13 protein-coding genes and 1 tRNA gene are annotated in these 18,595 nt (G+C 52.4%); 7 read left to right on the top strand and 7 right to left on the bottom strand.

Going from position 1 to position 18,595, the window contains the following annotated elements; genetic code table 11:
* Nucleotides 1–603 precede the first annotated feature (603 nt).
* The gene (locus B3C38_RS00595; RefSeq protein WP_055204647.1) at nucleotides 604–1,218 is read left to right on the top strand and encodes a signal peptidase II; all 615 of its coding nucleotides are present in this window, start codon (nucleotides 604–606) and stop codon (nucleotides 1,216–1,218) included.
* Nucleotides 1,219–1,286: 68 nt separating this feature from the next.
* Nucleotides 1,287–1,368, top strand: a tRNA-Leu gene (locus B3C38_RS00590).
* Nucleotides 1,369–1,535: 167 nt separating this feature from the next.
* Here B3C38_RS00590 and B3C38_RS00585 read toward each other — a convergent pair.
* The 5 genes from B3C38_RS00585 to B3C38_RS00565 form a co-directional block, all read right to left on the bottom strand.
* Entirely contained in the window at nucleotides 1,536–2,042 is a 507-nt protein-coding gene (locus B3C38_RS00585) for a DUF1573 domain-containing protein (RefSeq protein WP_286724147.1), read from the bottom strand.
* Between the two features lie 69 nt (nucleotides 2,043–2,111).
* Nucleotides 2,112–2,717, bottom strand: coding sequence for a hypothetical protein (locus tag B3C38_RS00580; protein ID WP_256166381.1), 606 nt, complete (start codon nucleotides 2,715–2,717; stop codon nucleotides 2,112–2,114).
* Nucleotides 2,718–2,719: 2 nt separating this feature from the next.
* On the bottom strand, nucleotides 2,720–3,889 hold the full coding sequence (locus B3C38_RS00575; protein WP_256166380.1) for a 6-bladed beta-propeller: 1,170 nt from the start codon (nucleotides 3,887–3,889) through the stop codon (nucleotides 2,720–2,722).
* A 62-nt stretch (nucleotides 3,890–3,951) separates the two neighbouring features.
* A complete protein-coding gene (locus tag B3C38_RS00570; RefSeq protein WP_018697476.1) occupies nucleotides 3,952–4,335 on the bottom strand; it encodes a hypothetical protein in 384 nt (127 codons plus the stop codon).
* A gap of 280 nt (nucleotides 4,336–4,615) precedes the next feature.
* On the bottom strand, nucleotides 4,616–6,568 hold the full coding sequence (locus B3C38_RS00565; protein WP_256166379.1) for a transglutaminase domain-containing protein: 1,953 nt from the start codon (nucleotides 6,566–6,568) through the stop codon (nucleotides 4,616–4,618).
* Between the two features lie 361 nt (nucleotides 6,569–6,929).
* Between B3C38_RS00565 and B3C38_RS00560 the strand changes: the two genes are divergently transcribed.
* The 5 genes from B3C38_RS00560 to B3C38_RS00540 all read left to right on the top strand — a co-directional run bounded on the left by B3C38_RS00560 (nucleotide 6,930) and on the right by B3C38_RS00540 (nucleotide 12,040).
* The gene (locus B3C38_RS00560) at nucleotides 6,930–7,790 is read left to right on the top strand and encodes a DUF1573 domain-containing protein (RefSeq protein WP_256166378.1); all 861 of its coding nucleotides are present in this window, start codon (nucleotides 6,930–6,932) and stop codon (nucleotides 7,788–7,790) included.
* A gap of 198 nt (nucleotides 7,791–7,988) precedes the next feature.
* Nucleotides 7,989–8,291, top strand: coding sequence for an NVEALA domain-containing protein (locus B3C38_RS00555; protein ID WP_256166377.1), 303 nt, complete (start codon nucleotides 7,989–7,991; stop codon nucleotides 8,289–8,291).
* Nucleotides 8,292–8,393: 102 nt separating this feature from the next.
* Nucleotides 8,394–9,581, top strand: coding sequence for a 6-bladed beta-propeller (locus tag B3C38_RS00550; protein WP_117508470.1), 1,188 nt, complete (start codon nucleotides 8,394–8,396; stop codon nucleotides 9,579–9,581).
* 40 nt (nucleotides 9,582–9,621) lie between these two features.
* A complete protein-coding gene (locus B3C38_RS00545; RefSeq protein ID WP_256166376.1) occupies nucleotides 9,622–10,809 on the top strand; it encodes a 6-bladed beta-propeller in 1,188 nt (395 codons plus the stop codon).
* Nucleotides 10,810–10,849: 40 nt separating this feature from the next.
* On the top strand, nucleotides 10,850–12,040 hold the full coding sequence (locus B3C38_RS00540) for a 6-bladed beta-propeller (RefSeq protein WP_256166375.1): 1,191 nt from the start codon (nucleotides 10,850–10,852) through the stop codon (nucleotides 12,038–12,040).
* 310 nt (nucleotides 12,041–12,350) lie between these two features.
* Here B3C38_RS00540 and B3C38_RS00535 read toward each other — a convergent pair whose 3' ends face one another.
* Together B3C38_RS00535 and pbpC are read right to left on the bottom strand one after the other, a co-directional pair.
* A complete protein-coding gene (locus B3C38_RS00535; protein WP_286724137.1) occupies nucleotides 12,351–15,941 on the bottom strand; it encodes a glycoside hydrolase family 38 C-terminal domain-containing protein in 3,591 nt (1,196 codons plus the stop codon).
* Between the two features lie 324 nt (nucleotides 15,942–16,265).
* Entirely contained in the window at nucleotides 16,266–18,578 is a 2,313-nt protein-coding gene (pbpC, locus tag B3C38_RS00530) for a penicillin-binding protein 1C (protein ID WP_117508466.1), read from the bottom strand.
* Nucleotides 18,579–18,595 lie beyond the last annotated feature (17 nt).

Genomic DNA, 18,595 nt, shown 5'->3' with positions numbered 1-18,595 from the left:
ATCAAACTCTCCATTGTATAAAATTATAAATGTTTTGTTAGAGTCCTGACTATTCGTTTATCCTTTATAAAAGGAAATTGACAGATAAATACTACATTTCTTTTCTCTCAAAATATAACCAGTAATTCAAAGAACCAGTTTGAAAAATCGCATTTACGATGCGAAAGGACTGCAAAGATAGAGTAACTTTTTGAATCCTGCAAATCTTTTTTCAAAAATCTTTTTAAGAACTTCGCGTCTCGGGAAATCGGGCTTACACAGAGCTTCAAGCTCCTTTATTGTAAACTTTCAGCCTTCGTAAGAACAACCGTTTTTCTCAAACGCGGATGCAAAGGTAGCGACTTTTTTCGAACCTGCAAATATTTTCGCATATTTTTTGCATAAAAGTTAAAAATTCTTCAAATCTGAGGTATACACCTATATTTTATTAGAGAAGAATTAGTCGGCCAGCCCTTATGAAGCCCGGGCCGCACATCGCCGCAACCGGGAAGCCGACCTGCGGGGCCGAGGGCTTCCACGGAAAAGACTGCAGCGAGTAAATTCGGGTCGAGTCCTGCAAAACTGAGATTTTTTACTATTTTTGCGTCAGATTATCCGACCGATATGAATTTCAGAAAAATATCACTGCTCGTGCTGATCCTGCTCATCGCGGATCAGGCACTCAAGATCTGGGTCAAGACCCACATGCACCTCGACGAATCGATCGTCGTCTTCCCGGACTGGTTCCAATTGCGCTTCATCGAGAATAACGGCGCGGCCTTCGGGATGCACATCGCCACCAAAGGCGGGTTCGACTGGGGGAAACTCCTGCTCGGGATTTTCCGGATCGTGATGGTCGGGGTCATCGGCTGGCTGATGCACCACCTCATCAACAAACGCAAAGACACCCCCAAGGGAGTCATCGTCGGCCTGGCGCTGGTTATGGCCGGTGCCCTGGGCAATATCATCGACAGCGCTTTCTACGGGCTGCTCTTCTCGGAGTCGACGCCCTATACGGTCGCACATTTCGGCGGACACTACGCCGGATTCATGATGGGCAAGGTCGTCGACATGTTCTATTTCCCGCTCTTCCAGTGGAACGGTGTACCGCGGTTCCTGAACTTCCTGGTGGACAGCAACAACTACTTTTTCGGAGCCATCTTCAACCTGGCCGATGCCTATATCTCCATCGCCGTCATCTATCTGCTTCTTTTTCAGTACAAATTCCTGAGCAAGTAGATTTTTTTCGTAAAAATAGTTGGTGAATGAGAAAAAAGTATTACTTTTGCACACCACAATTTCCAAAAGCCCAGGTGGCGGAATAGGTAGACGCGCACGTTTCAGGTGCGTGTGCCGCAAGGCGTGCAGGTTCGATTCCTGTCCTGGGCACTTGGTTAAGCCTCGTAATCTTTGATTACGGGGCTTTTTTAGTTTTCAGGGCAGCAGTCCTCTACGTACACGTAAAGGCACTCCCCGGGGATCGGACACGGGACACAACAGCGCTTCCGCCCGGAACGTCCCTGCCCCTCCCGCAATGCATCCCCGACCGGTCGAAGCTATTCCTCGCCCACCCCCTCAATCGCGATCTCGAAAGGCGAAGCGGCGCCCGCATGGTAGATAAACAACTTCCGGAAGAACACTCCATCCCGTTCGGCTTCATAGGTCACTTCGATCCGCGACCGCCGGCCGGGCAGCAGGGGCGCCTTGTCCCAGACAGCCGAAGTGCATTCGCAGCTGGTCATAACCCTGGTGATTACAACAGGGCCCGAACTGACGTTGGTGAAGCGGAATACGATTTTTTTCTTATGCCCCACCCTTATCCGCCCCAGGTTTGCAACCCGGGATTCGAACCGGAAAAGCGTATCGCTGCCGGCAAGGCCGGCGTGTTCCCGATCCGTACCGATCAGTGCCGGAGTGGGTAGCAGCCCGTCGGCCGCCCCCTCTCCGCCATTTGCCACGAAGCACATGATTCCCGCGGCCACAACCACGACCACGGCTACGGCTACGGCTACGGACATCGGCACCGCGACCGCACTGAATACCTGGCTATTTTTTTTATCCATCTTCGACAGAGCCCCATATTATTGATGAATGAAACCACCGGACAGCTTCAATATCGGGTCATAGAGAAGCTACAATTTTTCCAGCAGCGCCCGAAGGAAGTTTTCAGTTTGCTGCGATGTTTCTTTAAATGCGGTAAAGAAACCCTCGCATCTCATATCTTGAGTAAGGATAAAGAAATAGGGATTGTTGACATCTTCTATCGGAATTCCGAGTCGGTCAACGCTATACAGCCCGCAGGAGACTTCATACGTGTTCCTGAGTATCCTCAAGTCCCTTGCATTGTGATAATCGCACAGTATGATCAGCCCTATTTGGGCACGGTCATCGAGGATCGATTTCAACAGCTTGAAGTGCATCGCAATACAGGGCAGGCAATTCATTCTGCTGAAACGATAGACCAGCGTTCTGCCATGCGCGGACACGACCTCCGACAAAGGTGACTTTTTGCCCTCCGCGTCAGTCAGCACCGTCGTGGGGGAAAGGCAAAACCCTTCCGAGGAGAGCTCATAGGGCCTGCAAAAAGCCATATTCTCGAATGCGGTCTGAATTACCGCCATTCTGTTCAACTGCTTCGAATAGGCGATATATGTTTTTGCCATGACACAGGCCGTGAACCCGAAAAGGAGCACCAAACCCACTGAAAGCAGGAGGATATGCGGCTTCTGTTTGGGCATGGCTATTCCTCCTGTTTTATGTCGAATACGAACAATACCGGGTTATCGTTCTCGGACAGTTTATCCAGCAATCCGTACAACTCTTTTTCAAACCCGGTTTTCGGTGTTCTGTCCGATATGTTTTTATATCCGTGTGCAAAAGTATTTGCGTTAATCCAATATATTACCTCGTTGCCGATCACACGTTTTACGCTGAAAAAGAATTTATCCGAAAAATTACTATCGGTAGCAAATTCATAGATCGACATTTTATCGTCCACCTTGTCATATAAGAAATAATAATCCTTTTCACCCGTAAAAGTCACCTCCGCAAAAATATACCGTTCCGATTGCTGAATCCGGTTTATCCCCAATACGGCATTTCGCCCCCGGTTATCCTCGAAAACTTTTTCGGGTCGCCCCGAAGTGTATTTGGCTTTGGGGTCTTTGAACTCCATACGGTATTGCACACAGACACTGTCTTTGGAAAACTTATAGATATGATCGTCTCCCGAATAAATCATCAGGGCTTCGTTTCCTGCTATTCCGTATTGGGGGCCGTTTATTCCCAGTACACCGGGATCTTTTTTAAAAGGCAGATATTTGGAATAGCCATCCCCATCCCGAGCGTTCGAAAAAAGCCGGTATTTACCAATCGCAGAATTACTCCAATCGTTCATATAATAAATAATATCCCCAATGGCAAATAATTCTGTACACCTGAGACGTTTGAATAAATCATAGTCATCCAAAACAGGTTGTAAGGTCAGACGGTCATAGAATATCTGTTTTCCTACAAAATGGTCTATTACAATAATACTACGATCTGTAACGGTCATAAAGGATAGATTGGTATACTCACCCGGGCCGCGCCCGTGCTTATGGATTTTTCCGGCATAACTCCCGTCCGGATTGAAAACATAGACCGACTGCGACATATGATCCATGATATAAAACTTTCCGTCCACGATTTCCAATCTATCGATATTGGATATTAAGCACTCGTCATTCGTCGCAAGGGGAATGACCCGGAAGGTGGTATCGAGTATTTTGTTGAAATCGGAGTTCGTCACACTTTCCTCCGAATTGAAAACAATACTTTTCACATTGCCTGCCACTTCCGCATTATTCGAGGAACAAGCTGTTGCGAAGAAACTGATTATACAAATAATATGTAACGTGATTTTTTTCATAATTTTAATTATTATCGTTTTTTTCTTTGCACACTCTGATGAGTGTGCAAAGATTTTATTTTTTAATTTGTAGTCTGGCATGAATACGCAGTACACCCGGAACCGCCTTTGTCGCATATTTCCATAATTCCTTCCACTTTAACAGACGTATACCCCAACGTTCCGGTCTGCTTTTCGCTTGAAAAAGATATCTCTCCATTTAAGCTCACATTGCGAAACAAAATACAGGTCTTAGGTTTTCCCTGTAAATGTTCATAATAGAATTTTGAGCCATCACCTTTGTTATTACTTCCTTCATTGTTACTTGTCTCTTCATTTTCATTATTCGTCAAAGCTTCGATATTGACAGACAACAGTGCCTGGGTAGTTTTATTGTAAGTGATAAAACCCAGCACCAAGGCAAATGTCAGAAATGCAGCACAGAGTATAAAAATAAATTTTTTCATGTTTTTGTTTTTTAAATTCTCGATTGATACCTGCGATCCGGCAACGCTCCGTCGGCGTTATTTCCGCATCCAGTTTGTCGCCCGTCAGGCCGGGCCAGCCTACTAAACAGTGGGAAGGCAATAGTCTTCGGTCTATATCCGTTATCTTACATAAATAAACAGCACCTTCTTTCTTTTTGAAGGGAGCCCGGGGCGGAGATCGCTGCGCATGAATTTGCACGATTCGGCAGCGACCCCGCCCTTTTCGTTCCCTGAATCTCAGTTTGCCGGCACGGCACGGCTACCACCATATTTGTTCGTCGTTCTCGTACGTAAAAATACGTTCCTCCTTGCCCTTAGTATGGTTCCTCAAAAGCAGCAGGGCATTCCCGGGGACATTGTCGTAGTGTAAAACATGCGTCCGATCCCCGATGCGCCTGCCGAGGGATACGAACCGGCCATCGCGGCAATAGAACAACTCGTAAAGCTCGTCCGCCTGTATGAAATTATCGTCGTTCCGCGGCAGGAACATCACGCTACCCAGGGTCTGAGGCCGGTCGAAAGCCATGCCGCCCCAGCAGCGGGATTCCTGCGGGGCATTGAAATAGGTCAGCGGATCCCCGTCGAACAATTTGTATTTGTCGTCGCCCGAATTCCCGTAGCTGCCTTCGGTTCCGATTATCTCCCCGACGAGCTTTTCCCCCGACGGGGCATAGAACCCGACCTCGGCCATATTCACGAATGCACCGCTCGGGGAGAGATAACGTATATACCGGAAGGTTATACTGTCCCCCAGTTGCGCGTAATACGGCCTGGCTTCCGGCACCTCGGGCGTAACGTAGACAGTCCGGGCATCCCGGAAATCGGGACTGTCCGCAACCTGGAACCGGCCGTTTTTCACCCGGTTGAGGATAAACTCCAGCTCAAAGAAAACCGGGTATTTCCGCTTCAGCGTGACGGAAACCTCGGCCCCGTCGGGTTTACGCACCGCCACCCCGCCCTCTTTCGAGACCGTAAACGGATCCGTTGCCGGAAGGAGGAGCCCCCGGTCATAATACATGACCATATAGGCGCAGCCCTTTTCGACATGATCGAACGCAACCCGCCCGCGCTTTATCCGGCTCCAGGCGACAGGCACCCAGTTCCGGTTGTCGAAAACGACCAGATAGGCAAATTTCTTTGGGGCCGCGATCGGGATCGTCAATTTCAGGACAAGGTCGATGCCGTCGAAATACGATTCCGAAACGTCCTTTATGAAGGGGGATCGGAAGGCCGGCGGAATTCCCTCCGCCAGGGCTCCCCTTTGGTTGGGCAGGCTCTGGGGCTGGAAACTGAACATCTTGCGGTAAACCTTCCCGACACGCTCCTGCGGCCGGGATTCGAAATGCTTGCCGAATTCCGGGTCGCTCATCCCGAAAGAGTAGAGCACGCTGTCGACCCACAGCGAATTCCAACTGTGCGACTGGCTCCGGTTGGCCCACTGGATAATGTAGTCGTAATTTACAGGCAGCCCGACGCTCCTCAGCGCATACCACATCAGGCTCGTGATCTCGGGGCATGCGCCCCCTGCCGCCCGCAGGTAATCCGACGGCCTCAGCGCCACTCTCATGACCGATTCGTCGATGACCTCGTAATCCATCCTGCGCAGGCTGTCCTGGATCGTCCTGGCCGCAGTGTAACGATCCGCCCCGGACTGCTGCAGGGGGCGGATTATTTCAGCGAGAAAATCCCTGTAATGAGGCATCCAGTCCTCCGCCAGTTCATTCTCGATCCGGTAAGGCAGGACATATTCACAGAAATCGCCGAACGGCAGCCCCTTTGTCCACGGGTAGTCCAGCGTCGCAAAAGCATTGTCGATATGCCGGATCAAAAAATCGCGGCTGAGTTCTGGAAGGTCGAATGCCGGATGTACGTTCGTAAAATCGGGATTATAATTCTTCGCCCTGCCCCTCAGCACCTGCCTGGGGATATCCTTATCACAGAAAAGGGAATCATAATCGCATTTGAAATCCTCCAGTCCCTTTCCCGCATAGCCGTAATGGAGCGGAAGGTTCTCGATCAGGAACCGGGCCGCCCGGTATTTCAGCGAATCGGCCTTGTCCGTGCTGTAATGTTGCAGAACCGCTTCCAGTTCCGGACGGTTTTCGCCCGCAAGTTCCAAAGCCGCCTCCAGCCGGGATTCACAACCGGCGCATATCCATGCCAAACCGAACGATAAGATCAGCCTGACGGCAGTACGGTCAAAATTTTTCATGATTGAAACACTTTTACATCTATTCTTCCCTTCCAGTTACTATCCACCCCGCATGGGGAGGGGCTTCACCCACGCAACCCATCCCGGATTTTATTTATCCAGTCAACTATTGCCATTTTTTTCAATACGGCAATCGGCGGAGCTGTTATCATAACAAGATTGATCAAGCAGGGTGATATCTTCTGTGAAGTTACCTTTTAAAACACCAAAAAACAAAATATTTTTACATTATTTTGAACTAATATTAATATTTTTGTTTTATTTTGTAGCACATAATCAAATATCTTGATTATCTATATAATGATTGCGTCTTTATTTTGTGTTCTTAAAATAAAATTATATGGCCAAATTCTGCTATTTGATGACCGGAATCATCCTCCTCCCGCTGTGGTGCGCCTCGTGCAACGACAATAATCCCAGAAAAGAAATCCAGAAGATCGTAAAGGAATGGGTCGGGAAAACGGTACTGCTGCCGCAGGATATACAACCGACTTCGTATTCCTGCGACACGGTTTGCGACCCCGCGAAATCGAAAAAACCATTCAGGATACTGAATTTCACAGACTCGATAGGCTGCACCTCCTGCAAGCTGAAATTGTTGACCTGGAACGCTTATGTGAGGGAAATCGACACGACGCTGGCCGACAAGGTCGATTTCCTGTTCTATTTCCACCCGCAAAACGAACGCGAACTCGGGTTGATATTACGGGCCGACGGGTTCGAACTGCCGTTTTATATCGACCGTGAAAATGAAATCGACAGGCTGAATGGCTTTCCGAAGAACCAGGCCTGCCAATGTTTTCTCCTCGACAGCACCAACAAGGTTCTATTGGTCGGCAACCCGACGCATAAGCCGCGGCTTTGGGAGTTGTATAAGGAGATAATATCCGGGAAGAAGGCGGACAGGGTTCCCACGACCGACATCCATATCGCCCGACCGGAAATCGAGGTTCCGGATTTGAGGATCGGCAGCACGGCACAGGCGGCCTTCGTCCTGGAAAACACGGGGGACAAACCGCTGGTAATAACCCACATCGACGCCTCTTGCGGGTGTACGAAACCGTCATGGAACCGGAGCCCCGTCATGCCCGGAGAGAAATCCGAAATCAAAGTGGAGATAATCCCCGACAAGGCCGGGGCTTTCGACAAGACATTGCGGGTCTTCTGCAATACGGCCGCCGGCAGCACTTCGCTGAAGATCATCGGTATGGTAGAGGAATAATTATCGGGAAAAACGAGGGCGGAGAATTGCCTCGGGAAAAGACACGTTTTCTCCGCCCGGCCGCCAAATCCCGGAAAAGGAAAGGAGGTTGTGCAAAAATAGTCAATTGATCCCAAACCCCAAGCGGGTTCGCCGTTGTTGAAAGGATAGACACAACGCATCGAGTAAACTGTGAACGAACAGAAAAAGAAAAACGCTATGAAAAAGAAAATTACGTTCGGCTTGGTGACATTCGCCATGGTGGCAGCCTCGGCCGTATTTATGAAGAGCATTGCCAAGGACGACTTGTCCGCAATGATCCAGGCCAATGTGGATGCATTGGCAGAGTTTGAATTCGGCGGTCAATCTTGGAATGTGAACGACACGCATTGGGTCGGATCGAACTGGAAGCCTGAAGTAGTAGAATGCACTGGAACCAGAGGGAATGCCACCTACTGGGGACAGATGGTTAAATGTAACACCGGCGATGGAAATTGCTATGATGGCACTGACTGCATTTAGTCATTATTAATTTGTAACGGTTGATGTAATTATAGTTGAACTTTACAAATACATCAACCGTTACATTATACCATCTCATTTAACAACCCAAATAAATCTCCCATGAAACAACTGATCACAATTATTATATTCTCCTTACTATTCTGTGCTTGCGGCACCTCGCCACAAAACAATAGCATGGCATTAGTACTGTCCGATACTGAAATAATTAAAATCAATCCAGGTTCCCCACATTTGATAAGAGCCGACATGGCCAAAACCATCGACACAAAGAAATTACTGGATATGATTCAATCGATCGATTACATAAAACTGGATTCGTCCGAACCGATGGGGCCAATTAACAAAATGGTCGTAACAAACGATAAAATCTTCATAATGGATTCTTTTGCGGCTCAGCAAATTTTTGTATTTGACAAAACAGGCAAACTGTTATACCGGATCAAGAATAAAGGCAGGGGGCCCAAAGAATACATTAGTATCTGGGATATGCAAGTCGACACCATCCGGAATGAAATACTTGTAAATGACGCGCTGGCCCGCTCCTACCTTTATTATTCCACGGATGACGGGACATTCCTACGGCGGGAAAAAGGAATAGCGAACTGCTATTTGGCACGTATCGACAGCCTATATATTAACCTCACCGGAGTCGGACAGGATTTTAACGACAACGAGAATTGGGCGATTATAATCTCGGATAAAGATTCTGTTCTTTTCAAGGGGTTTGAGCCTACACCGCTTCAAAATGACGATTTTATTATCAATAGTTTTACTTACGATCGTAATGGAAATCTTTTATATACTCCAGTTTATTCAGACACGGTTTACCGGTTCTCTTCGGTCTGCGTCGTAGAACCGGAATATGTGATTTGTCAGGAAAAGAGTGTGTGGAGACGTCATGACGAAAAAATATCTTACCAAGAGGTGAAAAAATTAATTTTAGAAAATAACTATACCAGATATGGCGGAAAATTTTACGATATGGAAAAATACGCATATTTCGAAATCGGCCGTGAGGAAGATGAATATGTTGTCCCCATCTCCTGTTTTTGGAACAAGCAAACTGATATGGTTTACGCATGGAGTTCAAAAGGGTGGAGCGAATATCCGGATATAGGGGAGATTATCCGACAACCGATAGCCGTCTACGGCGATACGTTTTTCAGCACCTGTTCGCCGCAAATCCCCGAAGAATACAGGGAAAACCTGAGCCCTAAGATCAAAAGCCTGCTGGAGTGTTCGAAGGAGAGCGACAACCCGATCGTGGTTGCGTATACGTTGAAATAATCGTAAAAACGCCCGGACAGAAGACCAAATAAGAAAGCATATGAAGCAACTAACAGCCACAATTATAACCGCCCTATTCTGCGCTGCCTGCGGAACTTCGCCACAAAACGACAGCAGGGCATTAGTACTGTCCGACACGAAAATTATTAAAATCACCCACGACACTCCGCACCCGATTCGGGCCGATAATGCCAGAATTATCGGCATGGATGAAATGCTCGATAGGGTCAAATCAATCGACTACATAAAACTGGATTCATCCGAGCCCGTCGGTGTAATCAACAAAATGATCGTAACAAAAGATAAAATATTCATACTGGATGCCTATGTTGCCCAACAGATCTTCGTATTTAGTAAAATGGGCAAGCTGTTATACCGTATCAAAAATAAAGGCCGGGGGCCGAAAGAATATCAGAGCATCAGAGATATGCAGGTCGACACCATCCGGAATGAAATACTTGTAAATGACGCGTTGGCTCGCTCCTATCTTTATTTCTCCACCGATGACGGAGCGTTTCTCCGTAAGGAAACGGGAGTGGCGAACTGTTATCTGGCGCATATCGACAGTTTGTATATAAATTATCAAGCCCCAGAACAGGATTTTAACGACAATGAGAATTGGGCGATTCTCGTTTCCGACAAAGACTCCATTCTCTACAAGGGCTTCGAACCAACGCCACTTCAGAATGATAATTTTATTAACAATAGCTTTACTTATGACTGCGATGGAAAGCTTTTGTTTACTCCAGTCTACTCCGATACTGTTTACCAATTTATGTCTATATCCATAGTATCACCTAAATATGTGATCCACCAAAAGAAGAGCATATGGAATCTTTATAACAAAAAAATACCCCCGCTGGAAGTAGATAAGTTAATCAAGCAGAACAACTACACAAGATATGCGGGTAAATTTCTTGATGGGGAAAGTTATGCTTCTTTTGAAATAGCCCACAAATGGGAGGAATATATTACCCCCAGACCTTATTTTTGGGATAAAAGAACCGACATAGTGTTTGCATGGGATACTGCCAATGTGGATGAAGATGCAATTGTTCATGAAATTATCCGACAACCGATAGCCGTCTACGGCGATACTTTTTTCGGCACCTGTTCGCCGCAAATCCCCGAAGAATACAGGAAAAACCTGAGCCCTAAGATCAAAAGCCTGCTGGAGTGTTCGAAGGAGAGCGACAACCCGATCGTGGTTGCGTATACGTTGAAATAATCGTAAAAACACCCGGGCAGAAGACCAAATAAGAAAGCATATGAAGCAACTAACAGCCACAATTATAACCGCCCTATTCTGCGCTGCCTGCGGAACCACGCAACTAAAAAACAGCTTGGCTTTGGAACTGTCCGATGTAGACGCGATTCATATCATGCCCGGCACTCCGCACCCGATCCGGGCCGACAATGCTAAAATCATCAGCACGGCTGAATTGCTCGATATGGTCAGACAGGTCGATTACATAAAGTTGGATTCATCCGAACCCATCGGCGTAATAGACAAAATGATCGTTACAAAAGACAAAATTTATATATTAGACTGCTATACCGCACAGCAGATCTTCGTATTCGACAAAACGGGCAACCTGTTGTTCCGCATCAAGAACAAAGGCAGGGGGCCGAAGGAATACCTGAGTGTCGCGGATATGCAGGTAGACACCATCCGGAATGAAATACTTGTAAATGACGCACTGGCCCGCTCCTACCTTTATTTTTCCACGGATGACGGGACATTCCTACGGCGGGAAAAGGGAATAGCGAACTGCTATTTGGCACGTATCGACAGCCTATCCATAAACCTTCAAATTCCCGGACAGGATTTCAACGACGACGAGAACTGGGCGATTCTCGTTTCCAACAAAGACTCCGTCCTTTACAAAGGATTCGCCCCGACACCTCTGCAAGACAACAATTTTGCAGTCAACAGTTTCACTTATGACTACGATGGAACCCTTCTCTATACTCCGGTCTATTCCGATACGGTTTACCAGTTCACCACCGCTTCCGTCGTAAAACCGGAATATGTGATCTGTCAGAAAAAGAGTGTATGGAGGCGTTATGACGAAAAATTATCTCCACAGGAAGTCAATGATCTAATTAAGGAAAACAATTATACAAGGTATGGCGGTAAATTCCTTGCTACGAAAAGCCATGCATCCTTTGAGATCGGCCATAAATGGAATAAATATATAGTCGCCAAACCCTATTTCTGGGATAAGAAAACAGATGCCGTTTATGTATGGGATACTACGCAAGGTGCGGATACAAGTTTGGTCATTCGCGATATTATCCAGCAGCCGATAGCCGTCTACGGCGATACTTTTTTCGGCACCTGTTCGCCGCAAATCCCCGAAGAATACAGGAAAAACCTGAGCCCTAAGATCAAAAGCCTGCTGGAGTGTTCGAAGGAGAGCGACAACCCGATCGTGGTCGCGTATACGCTGAAATAATCGGACGCAGACCGTGCATCGGGAACCGTTTTTTCTGGATTACAAAATTGCACCTTATTTTCAAAACGGCAGGCGGATAAATTGATTTTTAGCCTATATTTTGACCGTACGTGCTTGCCGGAATCCGGCAAGCGCTCCATATGCCGGATTTCCGGGGCATGGATTCCCGGAAGATACTCCCGGCACATGGGTTCCCGGGAGAGAAGTTGCCGGAAGCGGGGCATCCGGAAGCGGGATTCGGGGTTCCGCCCGGAAAAAGCAGGGGCGGAGCCTTTACAGCCTCCGCCCCGCGCAATCTTACTGCCATCCGTCAATATACCTCGAACTCATAGATTCTGGCAGTATTTCCTTCGCTTTGATCCGGTTTCGAGATCACCAGCCTTACGTATCGGGCGGTTATGGGTTCTGGAAGGATCCTGTCGGTTTCGAAAGCCGTGTTGTCATAGACCGTGTCCACCGTTTTCCACTCCTCGCCGGGGCTTTGGCGCACCTGCAGCGAGTACTCCTTTGTAATGTAGTCCAGGGATTCGAGCGCAGCGTGCATGACATACCATCCCCGGATCGTGGTCTCCCGTCCGAGGTCTACCCCCAGCAGTTTGGGTTTGGCATCGCTGTAATCGCACCACTTGGTGGACACGTCCTCGTCGGTGGCGCACTCGGCTCTCTCGGAGGCGTTTACCTCACCCGACCTTTCCACGACGGGTTTGCCATAGAGCAGGTTCCTGCGCCCGGTCTGCGAGGCGTCGGCGCCTTTCGCGGGCAACTGCACACGCAGCAGGTCGCAGGCCGCGCCGATACCTCCGGCAGGATCTTCGGCCACCGTCGCCGCGAACACCACGATGCGCGGGTCGTCGGGCAGTACCAGCTGCCGCGCCCCCTCGGGGATGTCGAGGCCGATGCGGAACATGTAGGTGAATTCGTAGGGTCTGTCCTCGTTGCGGATCATATCATGCTTGTGCGTGCCCACGAAGGCCACCTGCGCATCCTTGAGGTAGGGCTCGGTATGCCCCGTATGGCCCCACTGTCCGATGAAGCCGCCATAATAGGGTACCAGTGCCGTATGCTCCTTTCCGTCGACGGTGAATACGGCTTTCGTGTCGTACATGGTCGAGGCGGCCAGCAGGTAGAGCTTGCCGTAGCGCCCGCGGGGCAAGTCGATGGTGTCGCGGCGGCATTTGACGCCGTTCTCCGCGGCGGGATCCCCGATCTCGAAGCCGACACCCCCGTACACGATGCGGGACGGCATCAGCTCGGCGGCGTAGGAGTTGCCCTTGCCGTCGAAGTTGGCGTCCGAGCGGAACGGGTTGTAAGAGGCCGTCTTGACGTTGTAAGGCAGCTCCACCGCCGCCTCCGCGGCGGGCGTGAGCGCCCGGGCGGGCTTGGCGAGTTTCACGCGGAAGGTCTTCATGCCGAAGGGCCCGACCTCGAAACGCAGCTCGCGGCCGCTGAACTCCGCGTCGCCCACGACGTCCTCCACGCCGTTGAGCTCCCGGGCGTCGACGATCTGCGCCGCGAAGCCCACCACGGCCTGCTGCGACCCGAGGCCCGAGGTCTCGTAGAAACGAACCACATATTCGTCCGAATCCTCGGCCTGTTTGAGCGCCCGCAGCGCCACATTGGGGTTCTGCGAGGCGGCCAGCGAGAAGCTGCGGCCCAGCACCCCGCCGTGGCGGGGCGCGACGAATGCCCGAAGCGGCTGGTTGAGCACCTCGGCCTTGCGCACGGCACCTCCCGCGCGGTAATCGCCCGCGTGCCCTACGATCGAGTAGGTGAACGTATGGTGTCCGAAGTCCTGCTTGTTCTGGTATGCGTAGCCGCCCTTGGTCGCAGGCGTATGCAGCAGCGTAAGGCGCAGCGTGTTGTCCGCGGGTTTGTCCCAGCCGTACTTGCTGTCGTTGAGCACCGAGACCCCGTAGCTGCCGTCCGCGTCGGTGAGGTCGGCCCACTGCTGCGCATAGACCTCGTAGGCGGTCGCGGTGTTGTTGCCCCGCGCCACGGAGCCCACGCCAAGGTCATAGACCGCCTCGGGGTTAGAGACCGAAAGCGGGAACTCGGCCTTCAGCAGCGCATTGGACGACTGCCAGTCGATGTCGTTCACAAGGTCGATCCTGTCGGCCTGGGCGCCTTCGCGCAGCGTGATCCACTGCCGGAAGCGGGAATCCCCCAGCGTACGTTCCACGCATACCGAGGCGCGCAGGGGCCCCTCTTCGGCCACGGTGACCTTCACCTCGCCCGTGATGGCCTGCGGTGCTGCGTCCACGGTCTTCTTGAGGATCTCCCAGGCCGGCCAGCTGTAAGACTCGTTCTGCGGGAAGAACGCAAGGCGGATGGACTTGCCGGCGGCCACCAGCTCGCGGCCATGACGCTTGTCGACGATCGACGAGATGTCGCCGTTGGCGTCCAGCGTAAGTTTATAGACGCTGTTCTCCAGCCCCCATGCGCCGGCCTTTATCGCCGGAGCCTTCGGCTGCCCGCCCTTGCGGATGTCGTAGACGGCATACCCCGCAGCCGGGACGGTGGCCTCGACCAGCAGCCGCGTCTGCCCCTGCTGCGTGCCCAGCACCTGCGAGGGAACCCGGACGCCCTTGTCGTCGTAGACCGTGAACTTGCTACCTTCGAGCGGAAGCGTAACCTCCACCATGTCCGAGACCTCGAACCCCACAGCGTTGTAGAGCACCACGGGGAGCCCTTTGACATCGGTATCCAGACCCCGCGAAACCGCGCCAACCGAGGTCGTGAGTACGTCCGCGAACTGTTTGAGCGAGATCAGCTCGTCGTTCCACGAGAACTCGTAGGCACGGGGGATGCTCGTACCCGTAAGGTCGTCGTGGAACTGGTGCCAGATAAAGCGTTTCCAGGCCTCGGTGAGAACCTCGCGCGGGTAGGGCACGGCCCCGAGCCAGTCGGCGGCAACGGCGCTGCGCTCGGCAGCGTCCGCAAGCTGCTCGTTAAGGCGGTTGTAGAGCTTCATCGCGGCCTGCGAGGTATAGCAACCCGTGGCATGCACGTCCATCAGCAACTCCCCGTTCCACACCGGAAGCTCCGGGTGGGAGGAATAGGGAAGGTAGTCCTTGTAAAGGCGGTCGCTCGTGGCGCTGATGATCTCCACCGGCCCGTCGCCCTGCAGTCCCAGTTCCAAAGCCCGAACCGACTCGATGGTCGGGGCGCCGCCCGTGTCCCCCGTACCATAGTAATGGTAAACGGCATTCAGAGGGTTGCTCTGGGCGATGTCCTGCAGGTACTTGCTATGGCTGAGGTCTTCGTAACGCCACTTGGTCGTATAGTTGTGGGCGTCCATCACGGCCATGATACGCGAACCGTCCACGCCCTGCCACAAGCCGATCTCGAACGGAATCTTGCTCGCGCCGTGGAACGGGCGGTGGCGCCACATGAGTTTCTGCGTCGAGAAGCCGATAAGGCCGCTGTGTGCGGCGATCGTCGGAAGCGTCCACCCGAAACCGAAGCAGTCCGGAAGGAAGATGTCCGTGCCTTCGACCCCGAATTCGCGGCGATAGAAGTGCTGTCCGTACAGGATATTGCGCGTGAAGGACTCCGCGGACGGGATATTCGGGTCGGTGGCGTCCCACGTGCTGCCCGTGACATGCCAGCGACCCTCGCGGATGTAACGCTTGATCAGCTCGTACTGGTGCGGGTAGTACTCCTTCATCCACTGGTACTTGATGCCGCCCTCAAAGTTGAACACGTAATCGGGGTAGGTGCCAAGGAGAAACAGGTTTTGATCCAGCGTCTTCGGGATGTACTCCCGGATCGAACGCTGCACGTCCCAGTTCCACTGGGAATCAAAATGCGCATTGGATACTAAATAAGCTTTGGGGCTATTCTGTGAAAAGACATGTGCTGAGATCAACACCGACAGGAGCAATAATAAAATTCGTTTCATGGGCTGGTTGGTTTAGACTATTTCTGGGTTAAAGAATTTATATCCGTATCGGGTTTCAAAATTAGCCGGAAACGCCCTGCAAAAAATATTTTTAAATGACATATTAGTATGATCTTTTGACATAATTCGTAAAAATGCACGAATAACCCGGATATTTCGTTCTCCCGGCACAAAAACGGGGCTGCGGGGCATCCGGCAAAAACGGAGGAGCCATGTCCGGACAACAAAAACAGGAATGCGGAAAGCACCCCGGACACACGGCTACGGATAGACGGAGAAGCAGCCGGACAAAGGCAGGCCCGGGCAATCCGGTGCCGGGAGGGGTCAGCGGCAGCTGAACACGACGCTCTGCGAAGCGCCGTGTTCGTCGATCACGGTCAGGCGGTGCTTCCCCGGCGCCGGGCGGACGGAGATTTTGTGTTCGAAAGAGGTCGAACCGACGTAGTCGTCGTCGATATGCCAGAACAGCACGGCATTGCGGTCGCGGTGCACGGCCGTAAAGACAAGGCTTTGCTGCTCCCCTTCGAGCGACCTCGGGGCGACCAGCACACGCCCCGGCTGCGGATAGATGATGTCGATGGGGTTGTTTTCGGCTTGGTTACCCGGCAGGCCGGGATGCAGCGGGGGCAGCGGACGGTAGTCGGGATGCTGCCGGCGGTAATACCACTCCTGCGCAGGCGGGAGGATAAACATCGGCATGCGGACGATCCTGGCCGGGTCGTAGCAATCCGCCGTCACACGGTATTTCAGGTCGGCGCTCAGGTTGACGATCCGGTGGTAGGGGCACACCTCCCCGACGGCGGCTGCACGGGGAATCATCACCGTATCGCGGTCGGGACAGATATGCGAAGCCAGATAGCCGCTCTGGCGGCAGACCACAGCGGGCTCCAGGTCGCCGACGGGCTCCGCGAACCACTCCCCTTTGGGCAGCAGGCCGAAGACCTCGAACAGGACAGGCGCGGCATACCCCACGCCCGTCATCAGCGGGCGCCCCTCACCCGTGCAGTTCCCGACCCAGACCCCGACGGCATAGTCCGGGGTCATACCTACGGCCCACGCATCGCGGTTGCCGTAGCTGGTACCCGTCTTCCAGCCGATCTTCTTCGACGACGAGAAATACTGCCATTCGCCCTCCTCCTCAGGACGGGCCACGTGGCTTATCGAATTGGCCATCAGCCATATCGCGCCCCGCGAGAGGGGAATATCCCCGGCATCGACCTCCGTGCCGCCGCCGGGGTCGTAATGCGGGGTGCGTATCGTCTGCCGGCCGTTGAGTTTGGCCGCCATCTTCATGTAGGCCGAGGTCAGATCCCACAACGAAATCTCTGCGCCGCCCAGAATCAGCGAAAGCCCGTAGTGGCCGGCGCTGCGGTTGATCGTCCCGAAGCCCAGGGCACGCACCAGCGCGAGGAAATTCTCCCGCCCGTACTTGTCGAGCATCCTCACCGAAGGGACGTTGAGCGAACGCTCGACCACCCGGTTGGCAGGCACCGCCCCGTCGAAGGTTCGGTTGTAATTATGGGGTGTGAAGTCCCTGTAATAGGTCGGCACGTCGGGGAAAAGCATCGCGGGCAATGCCGTCCCGTTGTCCAGCATCGCAGCGTAGAGCAGGGGCTTGAGCACGCTGCCGCTGCTGCGCGGGGCGGGAATCACATCGACGCTCGTACCCTCGGTGCGGTCGGCGGGGTCGTACACGTTCCCTACGTAGGCAAGCACTTCGCCGCTCCCCACGTCCATGACGACGATGGCCATGTTGTTGATCTTATTACCCCGGTAACGCTTGTTGTAACGCCGGGCGAGGTCGTTGACCCGGCTTTGCAGGTCGTAGTCGAGCGTCGAGCGGAGCGACCCTTCGCGCATTTTACCCAGCAGGTACATCGCCTCCATCGGCATCGGTTCTGGGGCGTCGGGCAGATGCTCCTGTTTGGCGAGGGCGCATGTCAGCGAGTCGATACGGCCGTCGTGCCAAATCCGGTCGAGCAGCCCGTCGCGTTTCTCCCGCAGCCGTTCGCGGTTGCGGCGGATATGGATCAGCGAAGGGGAGTTGGGCAACACGGCGAGCATGGCGCATTCGGCCCACGAAAGCTGTGCCGCACTGCGGCCGAAATAGTACCACGCGGCACTTTCCAGCCCGACCACATTACCTCCGAAAGGCGCATGAGAGGCATAGAGGGCCAGGATTTCATCCTTGCTGCAACGCAGTTCGAGGCGCGTGGCGAGCACCATCTCGACGAACTTTTCCCGGAACGTGCGGGGTTTCCCGCCGCGGCTCAGGCGAATGGTCTGCATGGTGAGCGTGCTCGCCCCGCTCGTGATCCGCCCGGCCGCAAGGTTCTGCCCCACGGCACGCCCCAGCGCCAGCGGATCCACCCCGAAATGGCGGTAAAAACGCTTGTCCTCGTAGGTCGTGATAGCGACCCGGAACTTTTCGGGGACGCTGTCCGTGGGAAAGAAACGCCACTGGCCGTCGGAGGCGACCTTGGCCGACATCAGGCGGCCGTCGCGGCTCCACACGGTGGCTGAGAAAGGCTCGTCGAAAAGCGTCCGGGGCAGGATGACGCAATACCCCGCGGCGAGCATGGCAACGACCAGCATCGCGAAAAAACATATTCTCTTTTTGGCCGGTTTTTTTGCCATATTTTTACGTATCTTTG

It is taken from the genome of Alistipes sp. UBA1686, assembly GCF_002320215.1.
Lineage (GTDB): Bacteria > Bacteroidota > Bacteroidia > Bacteroidales > Rikenellaceae > Alistipes > Alistipes onderdonkii.
This window is presented reverse-complemented; position numbering and strand designations above follow the sequence as displayed.